The organism is Leptolyngbya cf. ectocarpi LEGE 11479 (genome assembly GCF_015207065.1).
Taxonomy (GTDB): domain Bacteria; phylum Cyanobacteriota; class Cyanobacteriia; order Phormidesmidales; family Phormidesmidaceae; genus Leptothoe; species Leptothoe ectocarpi.
On the sequence record NZ_JADEXP010000080.1, the window covers coordinates 1 to 20,039 of the forward strand.

Sequence of the window (20,039 nt, forward strand, 5' to 3'; positions counted from 1 at the left end):
TATTTTCTCTCTGCTTTATCTGAGCGGCAACAGCGCATTCTGCAGTTGTTGAAGGCTTCGGATGATATCTACCTCTCACTCACCGGATAATTTAGGCAACCCTTCCTAAATTTAAGCGAACCGTGAGATCAAATGATCATCAGGTGTTATTGCACCTTCAAAAAAGAAGACTTTATTGCCAAGATAAGATGTGTAAAAGTCATATACAAAAGAAATAGGGAAAACAAATAGAAATATTATATATAAAAGCTTTTGAGCTTCCAAGCCATCTAACCCTCTTTTATGCAGAGAAAAGTAATGGGCATTTTCTAGCATATACTGAAAACCTAAAAATAGAATTGTAAGAATAAATATAGCCAGAAGAATGGAAATCATCAATCCTAAGAAAGGATTATATTGCTGAAGACTCGACCAAGTTCCAAATACGGTCGTAAATAAATCCCACAAAGCCATTAATCCAAAAGGAAATGCAAAAATAATCATTTTCTGATTGCTGTTTCGTATCATGATGCTCCTAAATTCAGTGTATGTTTCGAGTTTTATTTTTGGACTAAATATGAGTAAATATGATGTAAATGGAAGCCAATAAAATTCCTAAAATAGACATCGATAAAGTCATAATATCTATTGAAGATAGTCGTTTTCTTTTGTTTGAGTCTTTGCTATATTTTCTTTTATCATATGAATTAGCGCCTTCTTTTTCAAACTTTATATAATAAACTCCTATCTCTATTAGCTTATTTAAAGCCTCTTCTAACGAAGTTTTATATTCTTGAGAAAAAAGCAGCAATTCGTCTATATTTGTAGAATTCAGTAATCCCTCTAAAATTTGAATTTTTTCTTTGTATTCTGATTTTTTATCTTCTTGGTTGTCCATTTATTCTTCCTCATTTTTTCTGAAGGTAATATCTATTTTTAAATGAAACTTGTTAAAAGAACTAATAATAATGAACCTATGTATACAAAGAGCCACCATCTATATACAAAAGGATGGATTCTAAAGGCTTTCGCTAGTAAAAAATAAGCCATAAACCCACTTATTCCGATCACTAGAAAGAAAATAATTGTGGCTAAAATCTCAGGAATTATTTCGCTATTGAATTTGGATTCAATAATTTTTTGAAAAACTGACTTAAGCTGTTCTGCAAGAGACTTTCCTGTAAATTGTTCGTAAATATCGTCACCTATCATAAAGGTGGCAAGACCAATTATGTAAGGTATTGCATCTCTTATCTGAGCTAGCTTATTCCGTTTTTTGTTGGTGTCTTTAGTTTTTCGCCATGTTTGAACGCTCGTGTTTAGCCTGTTCCCGCTGAACAATGAGGAAGAAGATCGTCAGACAGCTTTGCTCATTGGGGAAAGCACCAATTTCATCAGATTTTCGTCGAAACTCTTCAAACAAGCGCTCAATCAAGTTAGAGGTGCGAATTCGAGGATGCAGCAACCGCTCGAACTGGTAAAAGCTGAAGGTCAAATCAATATTTCGCTCGAATGTCTGTACTGCTTTCGGCTCAATGGGTTGCCACTTTTCGACAAAGGCCGCCAACCGTTGCTGAGCCGTTGTGTCATCCTCAGCTTTGTAGATCTCGTAGGCATCATGCTGGATTTGATAACGACGTTGTTGCTTTGCGTCCGAAGGCTTCAGTGCTTGCCCCTGTTCATTGTGGGTCGGCAGTTGAGCATAGCTTAGGTAGTCTTTAATCCGTCGGACTTTGTGGGTAATGCATCGCTGTTGTTTTACCCCAGGTAGATGTTGAGACATCGCGGCTGGTAGGCCTAGTGTGCCATCACTCACAACCAGTTCAACGGCGGTGGGGTCCAGACCCCGTCCAATCAAGTGGTCAAAGAAAGTGGCCCAGCTTCGCGTCTCTTCCTGCTCGGCAATCTCATAGTGCAGAACCTCGTGATTGCCGTCGGGCCAAACGGCTAGAGCCGTGAGTACGACGCGCTCTTGGGCTTGACGAACTTGGCGAACATGACCCGCCCGGTCTACTTTCGTGTCCTCTGAGGTGTATTGGATATCGACCCATACGCCATCGACAATCAATATCGGTGGCGTTTTGACGAGTCTAGCTTGGCGATGACTGTCCATATGGCTCTGGGCTTCTAGGGTCACCCGGTTAATGGCACTCACAGATAAAACACTGCCCAACAGATGATACAGCGCTTCTTGTAAGTCCCTCAACGAGAGGCCCATCACGTACAGGCTCAACGAGAAGTTCATCAGGCTGCCCAGTCCCCGATGATAGCGTTCGAGGATTTGCCACGACCGTTCTTTATTACCACTCCTCAGCTTCGGTACCCGAAGCTGGTTGATGCGACCATGCTCGGTGTCGAGTACCCGCGTAAAGTATCCTGAACGCCTCCCCAGCGATTTGCGGGGGTGCTCACGTTCTGCTGACAGTTCTTCCACGAGGGCTGCTTCTAGGGTCGCTTGGGTCACCTCCACCACGGCTTGCCGTAGCTTGGCTTCTAGTGCTGTTGAGAGTTCCGGTTGGAAGCTAGTTGATTGGATTCGCAGTATTTGCGCTTCCCGTTCGCTCGTTTTCATCAGAGGTCACTCCTGAAGGGCTTTCCTTCTGGCTTATACCTCTATCGCCTCAATGAAAAGGTGGCGAAAACTTACAGACACCAACGTTTTTTAGGCATGTTTAGTCAATTTCTATAAGATTGTGGATGATTTAGGCCTTACCAAAAATATGGTGAATTTCACTTTTAGTAAGTCTCATCTGTTAAAAATTCCGGAATGTGAATCGCTCAAAAAATCTGTTACTTGTCTTGGTTTTAAGATAAGACCTGCACATAGATATGCGGTTGCTTATGCGGTTGCTGCGGTCGATATGTTTTCAAAAATTAATAATTTATCCTGCAGCTATGGATGCTGTAGCTATACCTAAGTTGGGGTGCGGCGATTTTTATATTGATACAGCTGAGCTAAGTCTGCAGTGAGGGCAGTGAAGCAAAAAAGTTGGTCTATCAGCGTTTGCGTTCTGCCAATATGAGCTGCCTCAGACTATGTAACTAAACTAGTTGCAATAACTTTCTGACTTGTTTCTCTAGGGATGAGAGTCGTCGTGCCATGGATGTTACGCCGTTGTGATCGGTTTTCTCCAGGTAAAGATCAATGGCTTCCTTAACCACATCGCTAGGTGTGCGCCCGGTTTCGTTTGCGATCGCACGTATCCGCTCATCCCAACCCTAGAAAATCCGGCATCGTTGCATTTTCTAAATCAATGCCGTCAGCTTCTTATACTGCTTTTCCAGCCGGTTCAATCGACGATTCATCGCGGCGACGGATTCCGTATCCGTTTTTTCCAGGTACAGCCCAATCGCTTCCTTGACCAGCTCGCTCTGACTTTTGCCGGTCTCTTCCTGCAGTTTGAGCAGCTGAGCATGCCAGGTAGACGGAATGCGTCCAGCGACTAACGGTTTTTTCATAGTTGTTAACAGGGTTATCTCGGTTAACCCAGGCGGGGTAACGAATCGCTGGTTTTGTTATCGCCTAAACGCGTTAACCCTGTTAACCGTGTTATCACTCATCCAGCCAGCGGTGTAGCGAATTCTCTAAAATTCTCCTATTGGGACTCATTCTTGATAGAGCTGCGAGGTTTTACGTAGATGTCCTGAAAGCCTTGATATTCCGTTAAACTTGAGTTCGTGTTTAGAAAAAAGACGAACTTGTGGCGAAATCCAATCGCGCTGGTAAAGCACTTGTACTATCGCAGGATCAGCTACAAGCGGTGTTCGTCAACCTGGACTATCCTCACTGTGCGATCGCACGGCTGTGTTACTTAACGGCATCGAGGGCAGGTGAGGTGGTGGCGTTGCCGATGACTGCGATCTCTCATGACGCGATTTCGATTAAGCAAACGAAGACGAAGGCGACGAAGGAAATTAATTTGTATCCAGAGCTGAGCGATGTGGTGAAGCAGCTGGTGCCGCAGACGGGAGCCTATTACTTTCCCGGTCGGAGTGGTCAAACGCACATTACGTTACGGGCGTTTCAAAAGCAGCTCGATAAGACGTGTGATTATTTGGGGATTCAGGGAGCATCGTCCCACAGCTTTCGGCGGTCGATGGCGACACATCTTTATCGAGCCGGTGTAGATTTAGAAAGTATTCGCCAGGTGACGGGGCACAAGTCGTTAGATAGTCTGACGTTATATATAGATATTCCTCGGTTGGAAGCGCAGAGTAAGGTGGCGGCGGCAGTTGGAAAGTTGTGGAATCGGGCTACATCGCTTGCTTAGCGGTAGATAGCTATACGGCGACAATGTTCGTAAATTAGTAATTTTTCTTAGAGATGGATTATCGGCTAAGAATTGAACGATAACCTGGCTTTAGTCACCAATCTCTGAATAGCTATGCGTTCTATCCATTTCTATGCCTTAGCTGTTGTTATAGCCTTTTTGCTTCCGACAACATCGGCATTTGCTGACAGATCAACAGTTGTGCCTAAGCAATCAACGCCAGCGCAGCGGAAGTGTGAGGACGCTCTAGCCAGTGTTGTTGGCTCTATTCAGGAGGGACGAGATGCGCAGGTGGCTGATATTTCAGCCTCTAATCTTTCCGAGGTTTATCGAGGATATCCTTCGGGTGTTGAATTGGAGGTTACGTTAGCCCTGGACGGCAGTGCTGCAGATAATGTCATGAATTCACCCCAGCTTATGACGAATGCCAGTGCTCAACTGATCAACGGGTGTCAAGGAGTGGGGTTGGTTAAGTTCAATCGGTACTACACTGACTGGAATGAAAGTTTTGGCTTAATTGACGGCACCGTCTCCCAGTTCTCCCAGTGTGTAGAACCTGTTGGAGATAGACAATATTTAGAATGGGGACAACGTTATTGCCTGTAAAGGCTGCCATCTCCATACCCGGCTTACCTCTGCTGGGTAATCTTAAGGTTTGAATAGTTAAATATTTGATTATCTAGTTGTTCAAATATCTAAATATCTAAATATCTAACTGTTTGAATATTCAAAAAATACTATACACTCATGGCAAACGCGCTGGTTAGTCCATGAGAATTACCATTGCCTCCCTCAAAGGGGGCGTTAGCAAATCAACGCTATCTGTGAACATTGGCGCAGCGCTGTCTAAGCTGGGTCGCTCCGTCGTTGTCATCGATGCAGACCCCCAAGGGTCTATTAACGACTGGGCAGCAATCCGAGATGAAGAATCGGAACCACCATTTACGGTGCTGGCTGCAGCCAGGAAAACGATCAACCGAGATATCGATTCGCTGCAGGGCAATCACGAGGATTGCATTATCGATACGCCAGGTCGGGCAGAGGCGATTACGTTATCTGCGATCGCAGCCGCCGATCTAGTCCTTATCCCTATTAGTCCATCGTCCTATGACCTATGGGCAGCCGAGCAAACCTTAGAACGAATAGACCCTATACGAGCGGTTTACTCAGATATCAGAATTGCCTTTGTAGTCAGCAAAGCGGTGGTGGGTTCATCCCTAGACCGGGAGGTGGCCGCAGTTATTAAAGATATGGAAGGTGACTTACTCAAAACCATCGTGCATCAGCGGGTTGCTTTCCAGCGCTGCGCCGATGGTCAGACTATCTATGAGCTGAAGGATGAAAAGGCTCAGCGAGAGATAACGAATCTGACTAAGGAAATTGTGAAGCTGCTGGAGGTTGAGTAATGCCAAAGCCGAGACCTAAAACAACGAAGCGTGACCCGGATGCGATCGCGCATGTTCTCGATACCGTTTCTGATGATGCAGCGGATTTACAGCCAGCTGCCCCCAAACAGGTCGCTAAGAATAAGCGGACGGACTATAAAAAGCTATTGGTATACATCCCTGAGCATTTGCACAAAGCCTTGAAGCGTGAGGCGTTTGAGAGTGATGGGGAATTGGATATGAGCGATATTATCGCTCAGGTATTGGCTGATCGATATGAGCTAAATGTCTGAATATTCAAATATTTGAATATTCAGACATTTGATTTAGAGAATGCAAGGCTAAATAGTCTCACTGGTGTCTGAGTTCTCAGGGATTAATTACAGTAGGTGGAATTCAATACAGACTTTGAGAAACGTTTCAGTGTTTTGCTTTTACCTCACCACCTGACTTTGGGTAAGGTTGAAAAAACCACTGGAGTTACCAATCACGATATTCCTATCTCCAACCACCGTCTGCGATACGCTCACCGCCTGTTTTACCACCTTAGCATCCTTATCTAAAAGTCTCTGTAGTTCCTCTGCTAAGTTCGAGTTTGCCGCTAGCATCTTTGTTAGTTGAGATATCCAAACCTCCTGCGCCTCATTATCCTGGCTGTTGTCTGCCAACGCTTCTAATGCTCCCTGTGCTAAGGGTTTTTCTGCCACTTTCGGACTCAGCTTCCCCCACACCTGCTTTGCGGTTTCCCAGGTGCCTTCTCCTAACTTGCTGCCTAATGTCTTACCCGCTTCCTCAGCTACCGGTGTACCCAGCTTTAACAGATGGGGCAAAAATGGAGTCAGAAATGAAGCTAATAGAGCTGTCAGTTCCATTGGTAGTATTTTTGATACAGCACACACAGTTTAGCCACACTTACCTCGTTCCACCAAAATTTTAGAGCCAAATTTTAGCAGTTCTCAGCTATTCGCATAGGGTAATACGCCAAATTAATAGGTGCACACTGATGCACATAAAGTAATTGAGAAATACTTCATAATCATGCTACAGACATGAGTGCAATTAATTCCTGAATCCAGGCATGACTAAAAAAGGAAAAAACCGTCGTCAAAGAAAAGTATCACGTCAGCAAAGGGGTAAGCCTAAGGAGAAAGAAAGACCTACACGTCCGAAGCCGAATTTAGGAGAGGGAGTTCGAGTCTTATCTGGAAAAGATACCGAGAAGAATAAAGGTTGTGGACAGAGTCGAACAACTCAATCAACTCGCGTATGTATTTCCCCAGAAAATAACACCCAACGTAGATGGTTTGCAAAGACTTTAGAAATTAACAGTAAGCAGAAAAAAAAATCTGATCGCAGCGTAACTCCTCGCACGGAAACCCCTAAAATACAATCTTTAACTCCTGAACGTATTAGTGACGGAGCATCTACTCGTCAGCTGCTACATGAACTATTGAAAATGCCACCAAGAAAACAATCCGTAACAAAAATAGTTCAGGTTGTAAATGGTAATGGTAATATTGTTTTGGTTGATGGAACTGGTAGCAACATTCAAGCCTCTCGTGTGAATGTTGTTCCTAATGTTCTGGGAACTGCTACAAAATCCTCAAGGAATAGCCACATAGGTATCAAGCGTCAGGAACAACCTGCAATACCCACGCAGGGAAATAGAACTGGCGATCAGGGTTCCGATACTTTCTATCAATATTCTACGTTCAAAGAGCAGGTTAAGCAGAAAATAACCAATACTATCTCTCGAATGAATAAGCTTGAAAAACAAAAATTCTTCGAGAGCCTTAAAATACATCAAGCGCATGATCGCTCAAAAAAAGATCCTGTTAAGGATAATAAAGTAGAGTTTGAACCCATTATTAAATGGATTGAAAACAAGCTCAATTCTGACCAATATGGAAAATTTGATACAAGAGAAGAGTTGCTTTACCACGGAAATTCAAATTTCCATTGCGATTTATTGAAGCAGCTTAGTCGAAATGAAAAAATTCAGCAGGCTCTATCAAAAGATAATTTCGAAGCCGCTGAGCATTTATTGCAGCAGCAATCTCTAAGAGTATATGAAAAAGTTTTGAGACAAAAATAGATTTATCCGCAGCTTATTGTTAGATAGGTTGAACGAGTGGGTTATCGTCAGGGTTACTTTTTCAGCCTCAACAATCTTATGGATAAGGATTTCAGTTAAGCATCTTTACTGATTCAAGCTTCATAATCTGATCGTACTAACTATTCAAGAGCCAGATAGTTTTGTGTCACATCCAACTAATGAGATCTAAAGCTTTTCTATTTTCCAAGCCGTCTGAGTCCCATTCTTTCCAGCCTTAGAAAATCGGAATCCATACCGTTCAAAACTATCCCCACTGGGTAACGCCTTCAATTCCAAGGTATGCGCTATCTGGTCAGAGCTTAACCGCCAGTCATTATCAGCCAGTTCTTGTAACGCCCTCAGCATGTGTAGGGTGTCGTCGATGCTGAAGGGCTTCTCTGGCTCAGGCATTGCGATCGCAAGTGCTGACGCATCAACCTGTCTAATGTCGGCAGGACTGTCGGGTAGACTGTCGGCGGGACGAGTGGACAGTCTACCTAAAACTTTTTCGGCTGCATTATCAGTCGTTGATCCGTTCTGAATCAATGCAGCCATACCATCTAGCAGGCTTAGCAGCTCAGCGCTGACATAGGACTTTCTACCCCGACGATGGGGAACCAAATCATCCCTACGCTTCTTAATCGCCTCCAAACGGTTGTAGACCTGGGACCGATGCACCCCGTATCTAGCATCAAGGGAACCAACAGGCATTTCATCAATTTGAGCGTCCATTGATACCAGGAACGAAGGAAGAACGATATCAACTTTAGTACGACAACGCTTCGATGTACCGTCTTACGACTATGTCTAATCGTACTGTCCAGACTTCAAAGTATTAACATCAAAAAGGCTTGTTGACTTGTCGAATGTATTGTCTTATCGTGTTGTCGTGTGTACGGCAGTACATCTGAACGCACATTCCACCGTACATCAGATGCACATAAGCCGTACACGCTAAAACCCTTGTACTAAAAGGATTCCATCTATGAATAGCACACAGGCGGACGTGACACCACATGTCCGACAGAACATTGAACCGCACAGGGGCGGACACTATACCGCACAGCAAATAGCCGAGGCGCACAATGTCTCAGACTCGACCATTCGAAATCGATGGTTTGAATGGATCGGCAAAGTGGCCCCTAGCGAGTTGCTAAAGGATAAGGAAGGTTATACCGAGCTGGGCCGCACCTTGTTTGAGGAGTTTGCCAATATCCAGGTTTGCGAGTCTCCAAAGGAGAGGCTGCGCCAACGCGATTCCTGGGTTGAGCAAGCTAGAGTTCGTTACTCGGCTGAGTGGGAGTCTGCCGGCATATTCGAGGGTGAATTAGTACCTGAGGAAGTCAGCCAGGTGTTAGCTCTGAGAAACACCCAAACCAGCAATTTACAAACGTCTGTCGCTGCCCAGCTGGCCAACATTGAAGCGATGATCGACCAGGCCAATACAGCAGAGTTAAACCTGTCAGAAGCCGATATTCAGGCCGCAGCTGCGCGGGGTCAGCAACGGGCGATTGCTCTCTATCAAGCTGAAATGCAGGCCGAGCTACAGACAACCAACCTGCTACGTCAGCGCCGGATGGGAGGTGATTCCAATGGGTAATGGCTTGCCAGTTCTGCTAGTTGAGAACACTACGGATATCAAATTTAGTGATTCTAGAGACTGAGAGGAAGTACCCTAGTGAGTAACACCATTGCATCAAGCATGATGAAGCTACCAGAGCTTAAAAAGCGGGTTAAACGGACTTGGGACATTTTGCACACAGGCTTTACCATTCAGCCTGGGCAATTTGAGCAGGATGTTAAAGCGTTTGGCGATCGCAGATACAAAAAGACCTGGGAAGCGGCATTGTGCAGATTTGAGGCTATGTTCGCCATTGAAAGCTGCTTAGACTCTTGGATGTTGCTCACTAACACCTTTGCCTTTCGACCTGAGCGCTGGGACTACGAATACCGTCACCAAATCTTTGACGAATTCCTAATGTATCCTGAGGCGTTAGAGGCCATCAAAACAGGTCTAGAGGACTTATTCAGTAAGGATTTCAGCAATACTGAGAGAGAACAAGCAGATGGGTTTTTTAGACTACTGGAAGAACGAGAAGGATCGGATCGAACCATCGGATTCTCAGCTAGACCTATTGGGGAACTCGCAGGAATTAGCACCGCAGCGTAAGCGCGCCGATGGAGTTACCGTCTTCAGACGGTTTACAGACTCCATTAAGGCCAATGGTGGTGATGGTGAATGTCATAAGCAAGCAGTCATCACAGAAACGGCTGAGCTGTTTGATTGCACCGTCCGTCAGCTCTACCAAGAAACTGGAGCAAAGCGCTTCAAGCGTGACACGCTTCCTCACGAAGTTCAGCAGGCGTACATGGCTAATGAAACGCTGACGGCTTATGAGCTAGAGCGTATGGAAGGGACTATCGGCGGAGAATCTCAAGAGGACGTCAATCAACAGATTAACGCCGTTGTTAAGGAAGAATCTAAGAAGACCAGAAAGCGGTTTCCATGGTAGGGATATTGAAGATTGCGATCGCAACCCAACCACGTTACAGCTTGCTTCGACTGATCACCGCCTGCGTTACTCTGCTGCTAAAATCAGTAAATTAGTACTAACTAAGCCCTAGCCATCGCTGGGGCTTTTTGCTGGGCGGCTGCGCTCTCAAGCGCAGTGATTGTAGCACGTACCTAGAAACAGCGTTGCGATCTCAACTCAGTGCCGATCCAGTCTAAGGCTTTTAATGAGTAGTTATGTGTATCCTTTTCAGGCAGAGTCGCTAACTCGATTAAAGCCTAGATAGTCTTTTCCGTTAAACAAAACATCTACCACATCGTTTTTATCTAACAAGTTGAAGTCACGACCAGGAACTTTATAATTTTCTTCTTCAGGTTCTCGACCGTCCATAAAAGTAAAACTGACAAAATACTCTGTATGCAAGTTACCAGAACTACCTACTATAGGCGAACTCTTGTTTAAGACGACTGCACGTCGGCTCAGCTTGTGGCTGCCTGGTGATCGCATGTCTGAAATAAACTGCCACCAAAACCAACAAGCTATGAGCACTAATAAAGTTGTTCCTAAAGCGATTGCACCCATGATTCAAATATTTCTGATTATGGAATGTATAAATTTTATTCCTTTCAATTATATTTTTGTAGATATGCTTCTGAGACTGGCGCAAAGCAAAGCCATTCAACGGAATTACGCTACTGCAGTCGCTCAAATGTGCTCGTAGCAGGTAGCAATCAAGCCAAGTTTAAAGCCTCCATTTTTCAGCAGTTGCGGTATTGCGATCTCAACTCAACGAAACTCCTTTCACCCCGACGATAGCTGTCGTTGCTACGCATTGGGCTACGCCACATCGTTACCCCCTCGCAAATCGGCCCCTCGGGGGCCTGCTCTAGTTGTGCAGCAAAGCTGCGTCACCCACCACCAGGCCGCTCTAGGCTACCTACGGGGTCAAGGGCTAACGCAAGCGCTGAACAGCGGTGCTACGCGTTGTTTGATTGGGGACACCCCAAACCCCACAGCGCCCTTGACGCCCTCCGGTTCCGTGAAGGGTGCCCTAGTGGGTGGTTGTTTTTTGGGTCTGTCGTTATGCGTTCTGTTCCGTTTGAGTTCGTTTCTGGTTTAGCGTCTGAGTTTGGCGCGGTCGAGTGCTGCTGGCGCGAGTCTGAGCGGTCTTTTACTGGCTACGTGGCTGAGGTGTGGTTTGCGCAGCTGCCTAGTGCGTTTGCGGCCAAGTGGGCGGCGGTGGTGGGCTATCAGGTGCGGGTGCGGTGTGTGTCAGCTGGGCCTGCTCGGTTTGCGGTGTCGGTGCCGGTGGTTATTCCTCAGGGGTCTATTCGGTTGTCTGGCGGTCAGCGGGGCGGGCGTGTGCGGGTCGTGGTTCATCGGCCCGAGGCTTACTAGCGGCGTGGGGCTTCGGCCCCTTTTTGGGTAGCTATGGTCAGATAATGAATCTTGACTGAAACAGTTGTCAGATTTAGGCTGCGCTAGTCTTCTACTACGATGCGCTAAGGAGCCATGATGACGACTGTATCTGATGCTCATGCCTACACTATTGACTTGATTTTTGAAGCTGTCGGCATTATGGTGCCGGTGATAACAGGGTATTTGGTGGTGTTCGTTGGCGGTGTAGGAACACTATGGGAAATCTCAACAAAACGGCTTGTTAAAATTAACTGGCGCTTGGTAGGCGTAACCTTGTTGCTCGGATTGCTCTCTCTGGGAACGTTTGCGGGAGCTATGCATTTTGGTCTATCAGCGACTTTGGATGCTTCCGAAGCAGAGACGAAGCTATTAGATGCACGCTGGTGTCTTGCCATCGGCTATAACATTTTTGTTGGCTCACTCATAGCTGGAGCATACACATGCTTTAGGGCAGTTCGACCGCGTCGTTCTTCATAGACAAAAAAGCCCCGACCGTATTGGCAGAGGCTTAGCGTATGTGGAGAGAGAATCTAAGAGGAAAAGGGTGCCTCATGAAAAATGAAGCTTCACAGATGTACGGAGACGCACTAGGCACCCAAGCTTGGTTAGCCCAAATACGCCTTACTCCGTTATTGGGCGACGGACTTCGTACGAGCGTCTAGCGCATCGAGGCGTGTTTCCTGGATATTATCGACTGCTTTAGTACGAGCATCCAGCGCTTCCAAACGAGCGGCTTGGATGTCCGTCACGGCTTTAGTCTGGTTGTTTAGGTGCTCCAGACGCAGCTTATGAACGCTGTTCTTAGTGCGAGCATCGAGAGCATCTAAGCGTGCTTCTTGAATGTTATCGACAGCCTTAGTGCGTGCGTCTAGGGCGTCTAGCCGAGTGGCTTGGATATCTTCGATAGCCTTGGTCTGGTTATTGAGGTGCTCAAGGCGTAGTTTGTGGACGGAATTCTTAGTGCGGGCATCTAGCTCTTCTAGACGAGCCGATTGGATGTTGAAGCTAGCAGGCTCAGCAGCGGATGCGATGGGTGCAATGGCAGCGGAGGCAACGAGAACGGTTAAGGCAGAAAGGATAGTGCGTTTCATAGTTAAAGCTCCTTGGCGAATCGGTGAAGTGTGTGTACTTGCTTCATTGATTACTAGAATGCGGGAGCTACCTGAACGTCATCTGACGGTTAACTGAGGGTTGCTTAAGGGGTTTCTGAGTTTGGCTGAGGAAAGGTGGTGATGGGGGTCACAAGGTGGTTGCGGGGTTGCGATCGCAATGCGTCGATTCTGCATCCACTCTTAATTTTTGCTAATGAATCATTCGCTATCTTGGATATCGGGATAGCTTTGGTTGAACATAACCTTTACTGTATTTGATGGTGATAAGCTCCCTTAGTAAATTTATTGCCGCATCGACTGCTATTACAGTCATAGTATTGCCAGCATCAGCGACTGAGACTATCGGAGAGCAGCTGAAACCGCTTGTCGCTTTACAGCCAGTAGATAACTCTAACAAGAGCTTTTGGCGACAACTGCCAGGAAGCGCAATCGATGTTGCTGATGGATGGGTGATTGGAACTGGGGCAAATCCTATTGGGGGAGGGTATAACATCTACCGATGGAATGGTACCTCTTGGCAAGAAATGCCAGGATACGCCGTTCGCATTGGAGGCACTTACAACAATCCATATGTTGTTAATAACGAAAATGAAATCTATTGGTGGGATGGTTTTGCTTGGCAGCAACTACCAGGAACCGCAACCGATGTTGCCGATGGATGGATAATTGGAACTGAGGCAAATCCTATTGGGGGAGGGTATAACATCTACCGATGGAATGGTACCTCTTGGCAAGAAACGCCAGGACACGCTGTTCATATAGGGGGTAACGCCAGCAATCCATATGTTGTTAACAACGAAAGTGAAATCTATCAAGCACAGTAGACTCAAAGTATGAAAATTTCTTCCTCGTCGACTTCTTATTGTTGTGAGAGGTTTTATTCTCAATTCAAACTCGTGCTCCGTAGATTACCACCCGCAGCCTTACACGTCCTCCTCCGCCACACCGCACATCGCTACGCCGTGGACGGTTGTTGTTCGCTCTGCTCACGCTATTTCGCCACTGGCACCCCAAGAGCATAAGCGATCACAGCTTGGCTGTGATCGCTTATGCTCTTGGGGTGCCAGCGGCTAGCTGGGGGTTTGAAGAGACGAGAGAGAAAGGAGAGGTAAGGGTATCTGTTAGCACTCTAGCCGTTAGGCGGCTCGGTGCCGGTAGTGTCTACGCCCTCTGACCTTGGGCCGCTGGTCGTGTTCGTCAGCGGTCGCTGTGTGGCCCCTGGCGGGGCCTAGCGCTCTACCACGGCAGGTAGTTGCCTGCGGTTAGGCTTCCGTGGCTCTCCGGCCTGGGCACCCAGTTCAGCAGCTCCACAGCGCACCCACCGACCAGCAGCGCCGCATACTGCCCCCGATCAGCGGCTACCGCCTTACTTCGCCAGCCTTGCGCACGTAGCCATGGTGCTAGCCCGTAGGGCAGCCGCAGGGGCACTGCGAGCACTACGCCGCAGGCGAGGCCATCGCGGTGTGGGCGTGCCCACGGGCAGGCGTTGAGTATGTCCGGTTTGGGGTTTAGTTCAAGTTGTTGTTGTTTCATAGCTCATTTGTGCATGGTTAAGCACCCCCAGCCGTGGCCTTTAGCTGGGGTGGGTTGGTGTCCATTCCGTTGCCGCCGTTGTTTGCTTGCTGCCCGCTAGCAGGGCTCTAGGCGTTTCTCTGGCTTGTTTCCTGGGGTTGTTGGTTTGGCTCTACTGCTCCGTCTTTGTAGGGTTTCCGCCCTAGCTCGCCGGTCTCTGTTTAGGTCCACCCTTGCGGGCTGCGTTTCCGTTTAGCGCCCCGAGTCTCACGCGAGTTCCGCTCCCCCTTGTGCTTGGTACTATTGTACCATTTTTAGCGCTAAAAATGGTACAATAAAAGAGTTAAAAGAGAGTTCTTGCCAATGCCTAAAGTCATTTGATATCAATGCCTTTAGATGTTTTAGAAGATTCTTATTAACTCTCTTTTTGGTAAGTTTGTGCTTTAGGTGGAATGACCTGGCGGTCACCAGATCATTCCGTGCACATCTTGCCTACCAATTAACCAAAAGGAAACAAGATGTACGAGTTAGATTTTAGTGCCTGCCAGGAACGGCGGGAACGACAGGACGATCAAAAAGCTGAGGAGTGGGGCTTTGCCACCCTGGAGCTAGCCGAGCTGGTAAGAGTTTGGGGAAAGCAGGCCATAGAAACCGAACTGGCTGAACTCCCAGACACCCCACCGCTGCAGTATCAGCCCTTATGTGCCCAGTGCGTCAACTGGCGTCCGCCGCGCCTCTTAGAACTATCCAACGGCAGCACCTACATGAGCCCTGGTCTCTGCGAGCTACGAGCCGCTAGCGACCTAGCGCAGATGCCGCAGCACTACGCGGCTAAATGCAGTTTTTACGACCCTGATACGCCGTTCTAACCAACGTTGCACCTAAGCGGGAGTGGTGCCCCGCTGCTCGTTATATCAACACTAGAACTGACATGAACTCACCATTAAAAAACGCGTCGCAGCAAAGCGTATGGCAATGGGTCACGCTGAAATTTGACCCAACTGAGCCGAAGACTAGCAATCCAGAATGGCAGGCGCAGCACTCTGCACTCGTTGTCTTTGAGAACGGTGGAGAACAGCGTATCTATTTCAACCCTGGGGTATTTTCCAGGCTCAGAAAAGGCGATGTAATTGTATGCCATTACCGCTCTGGTAAGTGGAGGGTCGCCAAAGAGCAAGCACCCGAGCTGATGCAGATCCTAGAAAGTCGTGCAGCTGGCCCTCACGAAAGGAATGAATTTTCACCACCGGCTAGCGACCCTCGCCCCACAGCACCGCCTAGCTTAGCAGCGTTCCCCAGTCCGCCTACGTCAACGCCAGCACAGCAGCCGACGAGTCGTGATGTGGTGGAAATAGTGGGTATCTTTCAGGAGCTGAAAGCGGCGTTGCCAGAGGTTCAGGAAACGACGGTACGGGCGTTTGCAAGCACGTTGTTTATGCAGCGCCGGAAGGAGGACGCGGAGTTTTAAGAAATATTCGCAGCCTTGACATCCGCTCAGGGCTGCGCCATCCGATACCCTTTCGCCCCTTTCCTTTCTTCTCTCTTCTCCTGCAAGAATAAATAGCGAAGCCAGCCGACCAATCCCCCACTAGTTTTTTGGGCCCCATGATTTACTAAGAGCGCAGGAGTAGAGCGCCCTTTGCGGTTGCGATCGCTACTTACCAACGCCTCTATAGCGGAACGGATGCGCTAGCCTTCCTGAATGGCCAAAAAAACGGAACTTTCAATGTGCTGGTGGTACTCCACGAGCACAACAACGCTTCCTCTGAGCTGCTAAACAGGGAATGAATAGTATCCGGTGGTACCCCACGGGATGCGACTTACATTAGAGGCTGGCTATGACCGAAGACTCCCCAAAGTATCCAAGCTGGATTGATGATAATCCAACATTCCGCACTCTCAACTGTCACAATCAGATATTAAACCTGAAAGCCTTCTCTAAAAAGACTTTTAGTACCTGTGCAATTCATATGAACTATTTTCAGGTCATTCCTAATAGTTAAGCGCTATTGAAAAATTTTGTCTGTTTAGAGGCTGTGATCCATTGGCCTCGTCATTAATTATCAAATGTGCCAATTTAATGGCGGAATGTGGGTTTCATCAATGTCAGCCTCATGGGCAATCTTATTCCTTCGCCCCACAATAAGAGTTAGTTGCTGTTTGATTGTTTGAGCAGATTTATGTAGTTTATCTGCCACACTGTCTTACAGCGAAACATGCGAAATCAGAAGGAAGCTTTTTAATATCAAGAACCGCTTTCTATAATGGTATACCTACAGACTGACAGGCAAGTTTGACTATGCCTTTTACTACGTCACTTGCTGTTGAACTTGCTAGTGATTGTGACCACTTCAATAATTTCTTTCTTACTGTTAAATCCTTCCTTGCTTCGTCAGCTATCTGTATAGACATCTGTTGCTGAGCTTCTTCTTCCCGGAGCCCATCTCTATTTATTAACTTTTCAAGTAAGGCTTGAATCTCAGACAGAACTAAAGATAGATCCTCACCTGTAGTCAGAACCTGTCTCTTAGGTAGATGGTTGTTAGCGATATTGTTCTGATTACCACTACCAACAATTTCAACATACTGGCCACCATGCACAGTTATCTTTCTCTCGCTCATTGCCTATTGTAGCTCCTCGATAAAAACGTAAAGTAATACTACCGAGCAACGGCTATTCGTTATTTTCAACTTTGTTTTCATTATTATCGCCAACAATTTCAGCGTATTGACCATTGATTATGGTGACGTCACGTCTCCCAGCTTTGGCTCCTGCTTCAAATGCCTCAAGAATTACGTTAAATAAAGGCATTTCCTTTAATGTGTCTTGATGATTTACATCCTCTACTTCAGATTGATAGACCTTGTAGAATTTATCTTCAGCAGTGCCGTCACTTACGTCATCTGATATCTTGACTTTAATAAGAGCATCGTCTCCTATTGCCTCATATCCCTTAAAGGCATAGTTTTTATCTTTGGAGAGCTGCTTAATCGTGTTATACAGAGCTTGCTTGTTATCATTGCTCTGTATAAGAATCTCTGATGTTCCTCTATCTTTCTCAATAAATTTTTCAAAGTCTCCAGGTTTAAATTTATTTCCTCTTGATGGAACGCGTCGGCGTCCCTCCATGTCATCAGGATATTCTTGTTTGAATACATACTCACATTTTATATCCTTAAAGACTGTGCTTTCATCAAAGGCCCAAGCATATATACATGCTCCTGTAAGTTTAGCTTTAGCTAGGTTAGCACCATAAACTTTAGCCCCTTGCAACATAGCTTTTCTGAGGTTAGCCTTTTGCAGATTTGCCTGACTAAGATTTGCTTCAGTAAAATCAGCTTTGCTTAAATCCTCTCCTTCTAAATTAATTCCCTCAAGGTCTAAACCAGCAAAATTTTTGACCTTCAAAGACCTTCCTAAAACTAGCTGCCGTACTCTGGAATATTTAAGATAGTTATTTCCAGTGAGGGCAAACTCTAGGGATCTAGCTCTCTGCCAGTTGATTCTTTTTATAGTGGCATTCCTAAAGTTTGCACCTCTAAGATCTGCTGCTGAGAAGATGGCTTCTGTCAAATCTGCTCCCTTAAAAGTTGTACCTCCACGAGCCATAAAGCGAATGTACATTTGCCAAAGCCAACTGAACTGTCCGTTTTCCGAGATTGCTGCCCTAGAAAACAAACATCCAAATACAGCTCCAAGTAACGCTCCAAATACTCCTGCACCAAACCCCTCACCTGGAGAAACTTCTATCCATCCAAGTAGGTTGTGGAAAAGTCGCTCCTCTAGAGGAGCGAGAGTGCTACTGAAACCCATGGTGTAACCTAGCGTTACTAAAGCTGCAATGATGGCAAGAAACACACCACTAAAGTCATCATCAGATTCACTTGAAATCATGGTAATTATTGCACCGAGGAGAACCATAAGAATCATGGAAATTCCCACCCCTACATGCACATTCACTGCCCAGGCCCCTAACTGAATCAGGCCTGCTCTTAGCAATACAGCCAAAACGACTGACCAAAATCCAACAAGTAATGAATCAAGTAAAGATAGCTTCTTACGCGAAGTACGAAAGAAATAAAGCGAGAAGGTCGTTACTATTGCTGTTGGAAATGCTGAAAGCAAACAGAAAAATATAGAGATAGCTAAAGACAGTGTTTGCCACGATTTACTTAAGCCAGATTTTGCACTAGTAAAGTCTGCTTTTGTAAGCGTAGCATCTGAAAAATCTGTTCCCCGAATATTAGTATCTCGAAAGTTTATTCTAGGAAAAGTATTTTCAATATCGTTTTTCTCATCAGCAGGCTCGGTGTCAACTGTCACATTAGTGAAATTTGACTCTCTTAAGTTGGCCCCATGAAAATTTGCATCTCTAAGCTTTGCACCGCTAAAATCTGCTTTATACAGGTTTGCATTATGGAAATTTGCTCCTCTAAGATCTGCACCACTAAAATCTTCTTTTTGTCGATTTTGACCGATATAAGTGTGGTTTCTAAGATTTCTTTCCCCTGGAGTTGTGTGAGTCATTCTGAGTAGATGCTAAGGGATAAGGATTTTATAAGGTCCAAAAAATGAATGTCGGAGAGACGTTCCATGGAACGTCTGTACATCCAATATTGGAGCCTAATTAATTTTGTTTCCTAATGAGATGTAGAATTCTAGACCTTTTTTAGAAGTAGCATAGAATTGTGTCATCTTTATATTACCTGTGCCAGTTGACCCCACATTCCGTCATTAAATTGGCACATTCGACAATTAATGACGAAGCCAATGGATCACAGCTTCTAAAAGAACATGGATTCTCAATAAATAGTTATTATTGAGAATAACCTAAAAATAGTTCATATAAACTAATTTGGCGCTCAAAGTCTCTGTAGGAAGGGCTTTCAGATTTAATATCTGATTATGACAGTTGGAAGTGCGGAATGTCGGGATAATTACTCAGTGCCTGATCCAAGTTGAGACTATTACCGGATTTACGAAATTGCGTTGGCATAGCCGCTCTAGCAGAGCATCGGACTTGACCGAGAATCAACCCGGCTGTTCAGTCAGATTTCAAACGAAGAGACGCGTACACCTGAAGCAGACCAACGAATCCGCGAACGGCTCCAGGAAGTCGCTATGCAATGTAATGAGCTAATGAAAGAACTTGGGTAAATATTGCTATATAATTAGCGCGATACATTCTGTATTCCAACCTTAGAATATTCCAATCAATGGAACTCGACGATGCTCTAAAACAGCGGCTAGAAGAAAAGGGCATGTCCCAATATCAGCTAGCCAAGGAGGTAGCGAAACTTGATGGAACTGGTAGACCACCCAGTAGCTATACAGGTAGGTTTTCCAAAGTGTTTGATGACCCCAAAGGGCGGACCTACAAAAACATTGAGGAGATCATTCAGGCCCTTGGAGGCCGACTCCTAATTGAGTGGACCGATACCAAGACACAAGAGCTGAAATAGATATAGTGCAGGCATTACAGCTTATGGCACTATGAAATAGCGTTAGTTCCTGAAAACTGGTGAGTTGACTACGTATTTCTAGCCAGCTCACTGTATTACTTCAAAAAGCAAAAAGCCCAGAGCTGGCAGGCTCTGAGCTTTCAATTTCAATTAATTATTCTTTGTCAATTATGACACATAATCCCAGCGGGCGACAAAAATCGTCCCACCTTCGGCTGACCGCAGCCGAGGTAAAAGACATGTGGAACGAAGGAGAATACACCCCTCAGGGATATCTACATCACTTGATA

General features: G+C 45.9%; 24 protein-coding genes. 14 read left to right on the forward strand and 10 right to left on the reverse strand.

Annotated elements, in window-relative coordinates:
• Positions 1 to 111: 111 nt before the first annotated feature.
• The 4 genes from IQ260_RS10935 to IQ260_RS10950 all read right to left on the reverse strand — a co-directional run bounded on the left by IQ260_RS10935 (position 112) and on the right by IQ260_RS10950 (position 3,438).
• Positions 112 to 483, reverse strand: a complete 372-nt coding sequence (locus IQ260_RS10935; RefSeq protein WP_193993140.1) for a hypothetical protein — start codon at positions 481 to 483, stop codon at positions 112 to 114.
• A gap of 67 nt (positions 484 to 550) precedes the next feature.
• Positions 551 to 877 (reverse strand): hypothetical protein, encoded by a 327-nt coding sequence (locus IQ260_RS10940; protein ID WP_193993141.1) that lies wholly within the window; start codon positions 875 to 877, stop codon positions 551 to 553.
• Positions 878 to 1,267: 390 nt separating this feature from the next.
• Complete coding sequence (locus tag IQ260_RS30935) at positions 1,268 to 2,551, reverse strand: IS256 family transposase (RefSeq protein ID WP_228015851.1); 1,284 nt, start codon at positions 2,549 to 2,551, stop codon at positions 1,268 to 1,270.
• 674 nt (positions 2,552 to 3,225) lie between these two features.
• Positions 3,226 to 3,438, reverse strand: coding sequence for a ribbon-helix-helix domain-containing protein (locus IQ260_RS10950; RefSeq protein ID WP_193993142.1), 213 nt, complete (start codon positions 3,436 to 3,438; stop codon positions 3,226 to 3,228).
• 242 nt (positions 3,439 to 3,680) lie between these two features.
• Here IQ260_RS10950 and IQ260_RS10955 point away from each other — a divergent pair, with 242 nt between their 5' ends.
• The 4 genes from IQ260_RS10955 (at position 3,681) to IQ260_RS10970 (ending at position 5,928) form a co-directional block, all read left to right on the forward strand.
• Positions 3,681 to 4,250: a tyrosine-type recombinase/integrase gene (locus tag IQ260_RS10955; protein ID WP_193993143.1), complete on the forward strand. Its 570-nt coding sequence runs from the start codon at positions 3,681 to 3,683 to the stop codon at positions 4,248 to 4,250.
• Between the two features lie 114 nt (positions 4,251 to 4,364).
• On the forward strand, positions 4,365 to 4,856 hold the full coding sequence (locus tag IQ260_RS10960; RefSeq protein ID WP_193993144.1) for a hypothetical protein: 492 nt from the start codon (positions 4,365 to 4,367) through the stop codon (positions 4,854 to 4,856).
• A gap of 164 nt (positions 4,857 to 5,020) precedes the next feature.
• Positions 5,021 to 5,656 (forward strand): ParA family partition ATPase, encoded by a 636-nt coding sequence (parA, locus tag IQ260_RS10965; RefSeq protein WP_193993145.1) that lies wholly within the window; start codon positions 5,021 to 5,023, stop codon positions 5,654 to 5,656.
• A complete protein-coding gene (locus tag IQ260_RS10970) occupies positions 5,656 to 5,928 on the forward strand; it encodes a hypothetical protein (protein ID WP_193993146.1) in 273 nt (90 codons plus the stop codon). The genes parA and IQ260_RS10970 overlap by 1 nt, the downstream gene beginning before the upstream one ends.
• Before the next feature lie 141 nt (positions 5,929 to 6,069).
• Here the strand turns inward: IQ260_RS10970 and IQ260_RS10975 are convergent, their stop codons facing one another.
• Positions 6,070 to 6,507, reverse strand: coding sequence for a hypothetical protein (locus tag IQ260_RS10975; RefSeq protein ID WP_193993147.1), 438 nt, complete (start codon positions 6,505 to 6,507; stop codon positions 6,070 to 6,072).
• Between the two features lie 206 nt (positions 6,508 to 6,713).
• Between IQ260_RS10975 and IQ260_RS10980 the strand changes: the two genes are divergently transcribed.
• Positions 6,714 to 7,730, forward strand: a complete 1,017-nt coding sequence (locus IQ260_RS10980; protein ID WP_193993148.1) for a hypothetical protein — start codon at positions 6,714 to 6,716, stop codon at positions 7,728 to 7,730.
• 186 nt (positions 7,731 to 7,916) lie between these two features.
• On the opposite strand, the gene IQ260_RS10985 is transcribed toward IQ260_RS10980, so the two are convergent.
• A complete protein-coding gene (locus IQ260_RS10985; protein ID WP_193993149.1) occupies positions 7,917 to 8,462 on the reverse strand; it encodes a hypothetical protein in 546 nt (181 codons plus the stop codon).
• Positions 8,463 to 8,715: 253 nt separating this feature from the next.
• On the opposite strand from IQ260_RS10985, the gene IQ260_RS10990 reads away from it, so the two are divergent.
• From IQ260_RS10990 to IQ260_RS11000, 3 genes are all read left to right on the forward strand, one after another.
• Positions 8,716 to 9,330, forward strand: coding sequence for a hypothetical protein (locus IQ260_RS10990; RefSeq protein ID WP_193993150.1), 615 nt, complete (start codon positions 8,716 to 8,718; stop codon positions 9,328 to 9,330).
• A gap of 78 nt (positions 9,331 to 9,408) precedes the next feature.
• On the forward strand, positions 9,409 to 9,900 hold the full coding sequence (locus tag IQ260_RS10995) for a hypothetical protein (RefSeq protein ID WP_322744937.1): 492 nt from the start codon (positions 9,409 to 9,411) through the stop codon (positions 9,898 to 9,900).
• Complete coding sequence (locus IQ260_RS11000) at positions 9,866 to 10,243, forward strand: hypothetical protein (RefSeq protein ID WP_228015852.1); 378 nt, start codon at positions 9,866 to 9,868, stop codon at positions 10,241 to 10,243. The genes IQ260_RS10995 and IQ260_RS11000 overlap by 35 nt, the downstream gene beginning before the upstream one ends.
• A gap of 249 nt (positions 10,244 to 10,492) precedes the next feature.
• On the opposite strand, the gene IQ260_RS11005 is transcribed toward IQ260_RS11000, so the two are convergent.
• Positions 10,493 to 10,825 (reverse strand): hypothetical protein, encoded by a 333-nt coding sequence (locus IQ260_RS11005; protein ID WP_193993152.1) that lies wholly within the window; start codon positions 10,823 to 10,825, stop codon positions 10,493 to 10,495.
• 501 nt (positions 10,826 to 11,326) lie between these two features.
• Between IQ260_RS11005 and IQ260_RS11010 the strand changes: the two genes are divergently transcribed.
• Positions 11,327 to 11,641, forward strand: coding sequence for a hypothetical protein (locus IQ260_RS11010; RefSeq protein ID WP_193993153.1), 315 nt, complete (start codon positions 11,327 to 11,329; stop codon positions 11,639 to 11,641).
• Positions 11,642 to 11,755: 114 nt separating this feature from the next.
• Positions 11,756 to 12,139 (forward strand): hypothetical protein, encoded by a 384-nt coding sequence (locus IQ260_RS11015; protein WP_193993154.1) that lies wholly within the window; start codon positions 11,756 to 11,758, stop codon positions 12,137 to 12,139.
• Between the two features lie 152 nt (positions 12,140 to 12,291).
• On the opposite strand, the gene IQ260_RS11020 is transcribed toward IQ260_RS11015, so the two are convergent.
• Positions 12,292 to 12,753, reverse strand: a complete 462-nt coding sequence (locus IQ260_RS11020; protein WP_193993155.1) for a hypothetical protein — start codon at positions 12,751 to 12,753, stop codon at positions 12,292 to 12,294.
• Positions 12,754 to 13,031: 278 nt separating this feature from the next.
• Here IQ260_RS11020 and IQ260_RS11025 point away from each other — a divergent pair, with 278 nt between their 5' ends.
• From IQ260_RS11025 to IQ260_RS11035, 3 genes are all read left to right on the forward strand, one after another.
• Positions 13,032 to 13,598 (forward strand): hypothetical protein, encoded by a 567-nt coding sequence (locus IQ260_RS11025; RefSeq protein WP_193993156.1) that lies wholly within the window; start codon positions 13,032 to 13,034, stop codon positions 13,596 to 13,598.
• Positions 13,599 to 14,804: 1,206 nt separating this feature from the next.
• Positions 14,805 to 15,155: a hypothetical protein gene (locus IQ260_RS11030; RefSeq protein WP_193993157.1), complete on the forward strand. Its 351-nt coding sequence runs from the start codon at positions 14,805 to 14,807 to the stop codon at positions 15,153 to 15,155.
• Positions 15,156 to 15,217: 62 nt separating this feature from the next.
• The gene (locus IQ260_RS11035) at positions 15,218 to 15,754 is read left to right on the forward strand and encodes a hypothetical protein (RefSeq protein ID WP_193993158.1); all 537 of its coding nucleotides are present in this window, start codon (positions 15,218 to 15,220) and stop codon (positions 15,752 to 15,754) included.
• Between the two features lie 791 nt (positions 15,755 to 16,545).
• Here IQ260_RS11035 and IQ260_RS11040 read toward each other — a convergent pair.
• Both IQ260_RS11040 and IQ260_RS11045 read right to left on the reverse strand, forming a co-directional pair.
• On the reverse strand, positions 16,546 to 16,908 hold the full coding sequence (locus IQ260_RS11040) for a hypothetical protein (protein WP_193993159.1): 363 nt from the start codon (positions 16,906 to 16,908) through the stop codon (positions 16,546 to 16,548).
• Between the two features lie 52 nt (positions 16,909 to 16,960).
• Positions 16,961 to 18,814 carry a pentapeptide repeat-containing protein gene (locus IQ260_RS11045; protein ID WP_193993160.1) on the reverse strand — a complete coding sequence of 618 codons (1,854 nt, stop codon included), beginning with the start codon at positions 18,812 to 18,814 and terminating at the stop codon, positions 16,961 to 16,963.
• 689 nt (positions 18,815 to 19,503) lie between these two features.
• Here IQ260_RS11045 and IQ260_RS11050 point away from each other — a divergent pair.
• Positions 19,504 to 19,749: a helix-turn-helix domain-containing protein gene (locus IQ260_RS11050; protein WP_193993161.1), complete on the forward strand. Its 246-nt coding sequence runs from the start codon at positions 19,504 to 19,506 to the stop codon at positions 19,747 to 19,749.
• Positions 19,750 to 20,039: the final 290 nt, after the last annotated feature.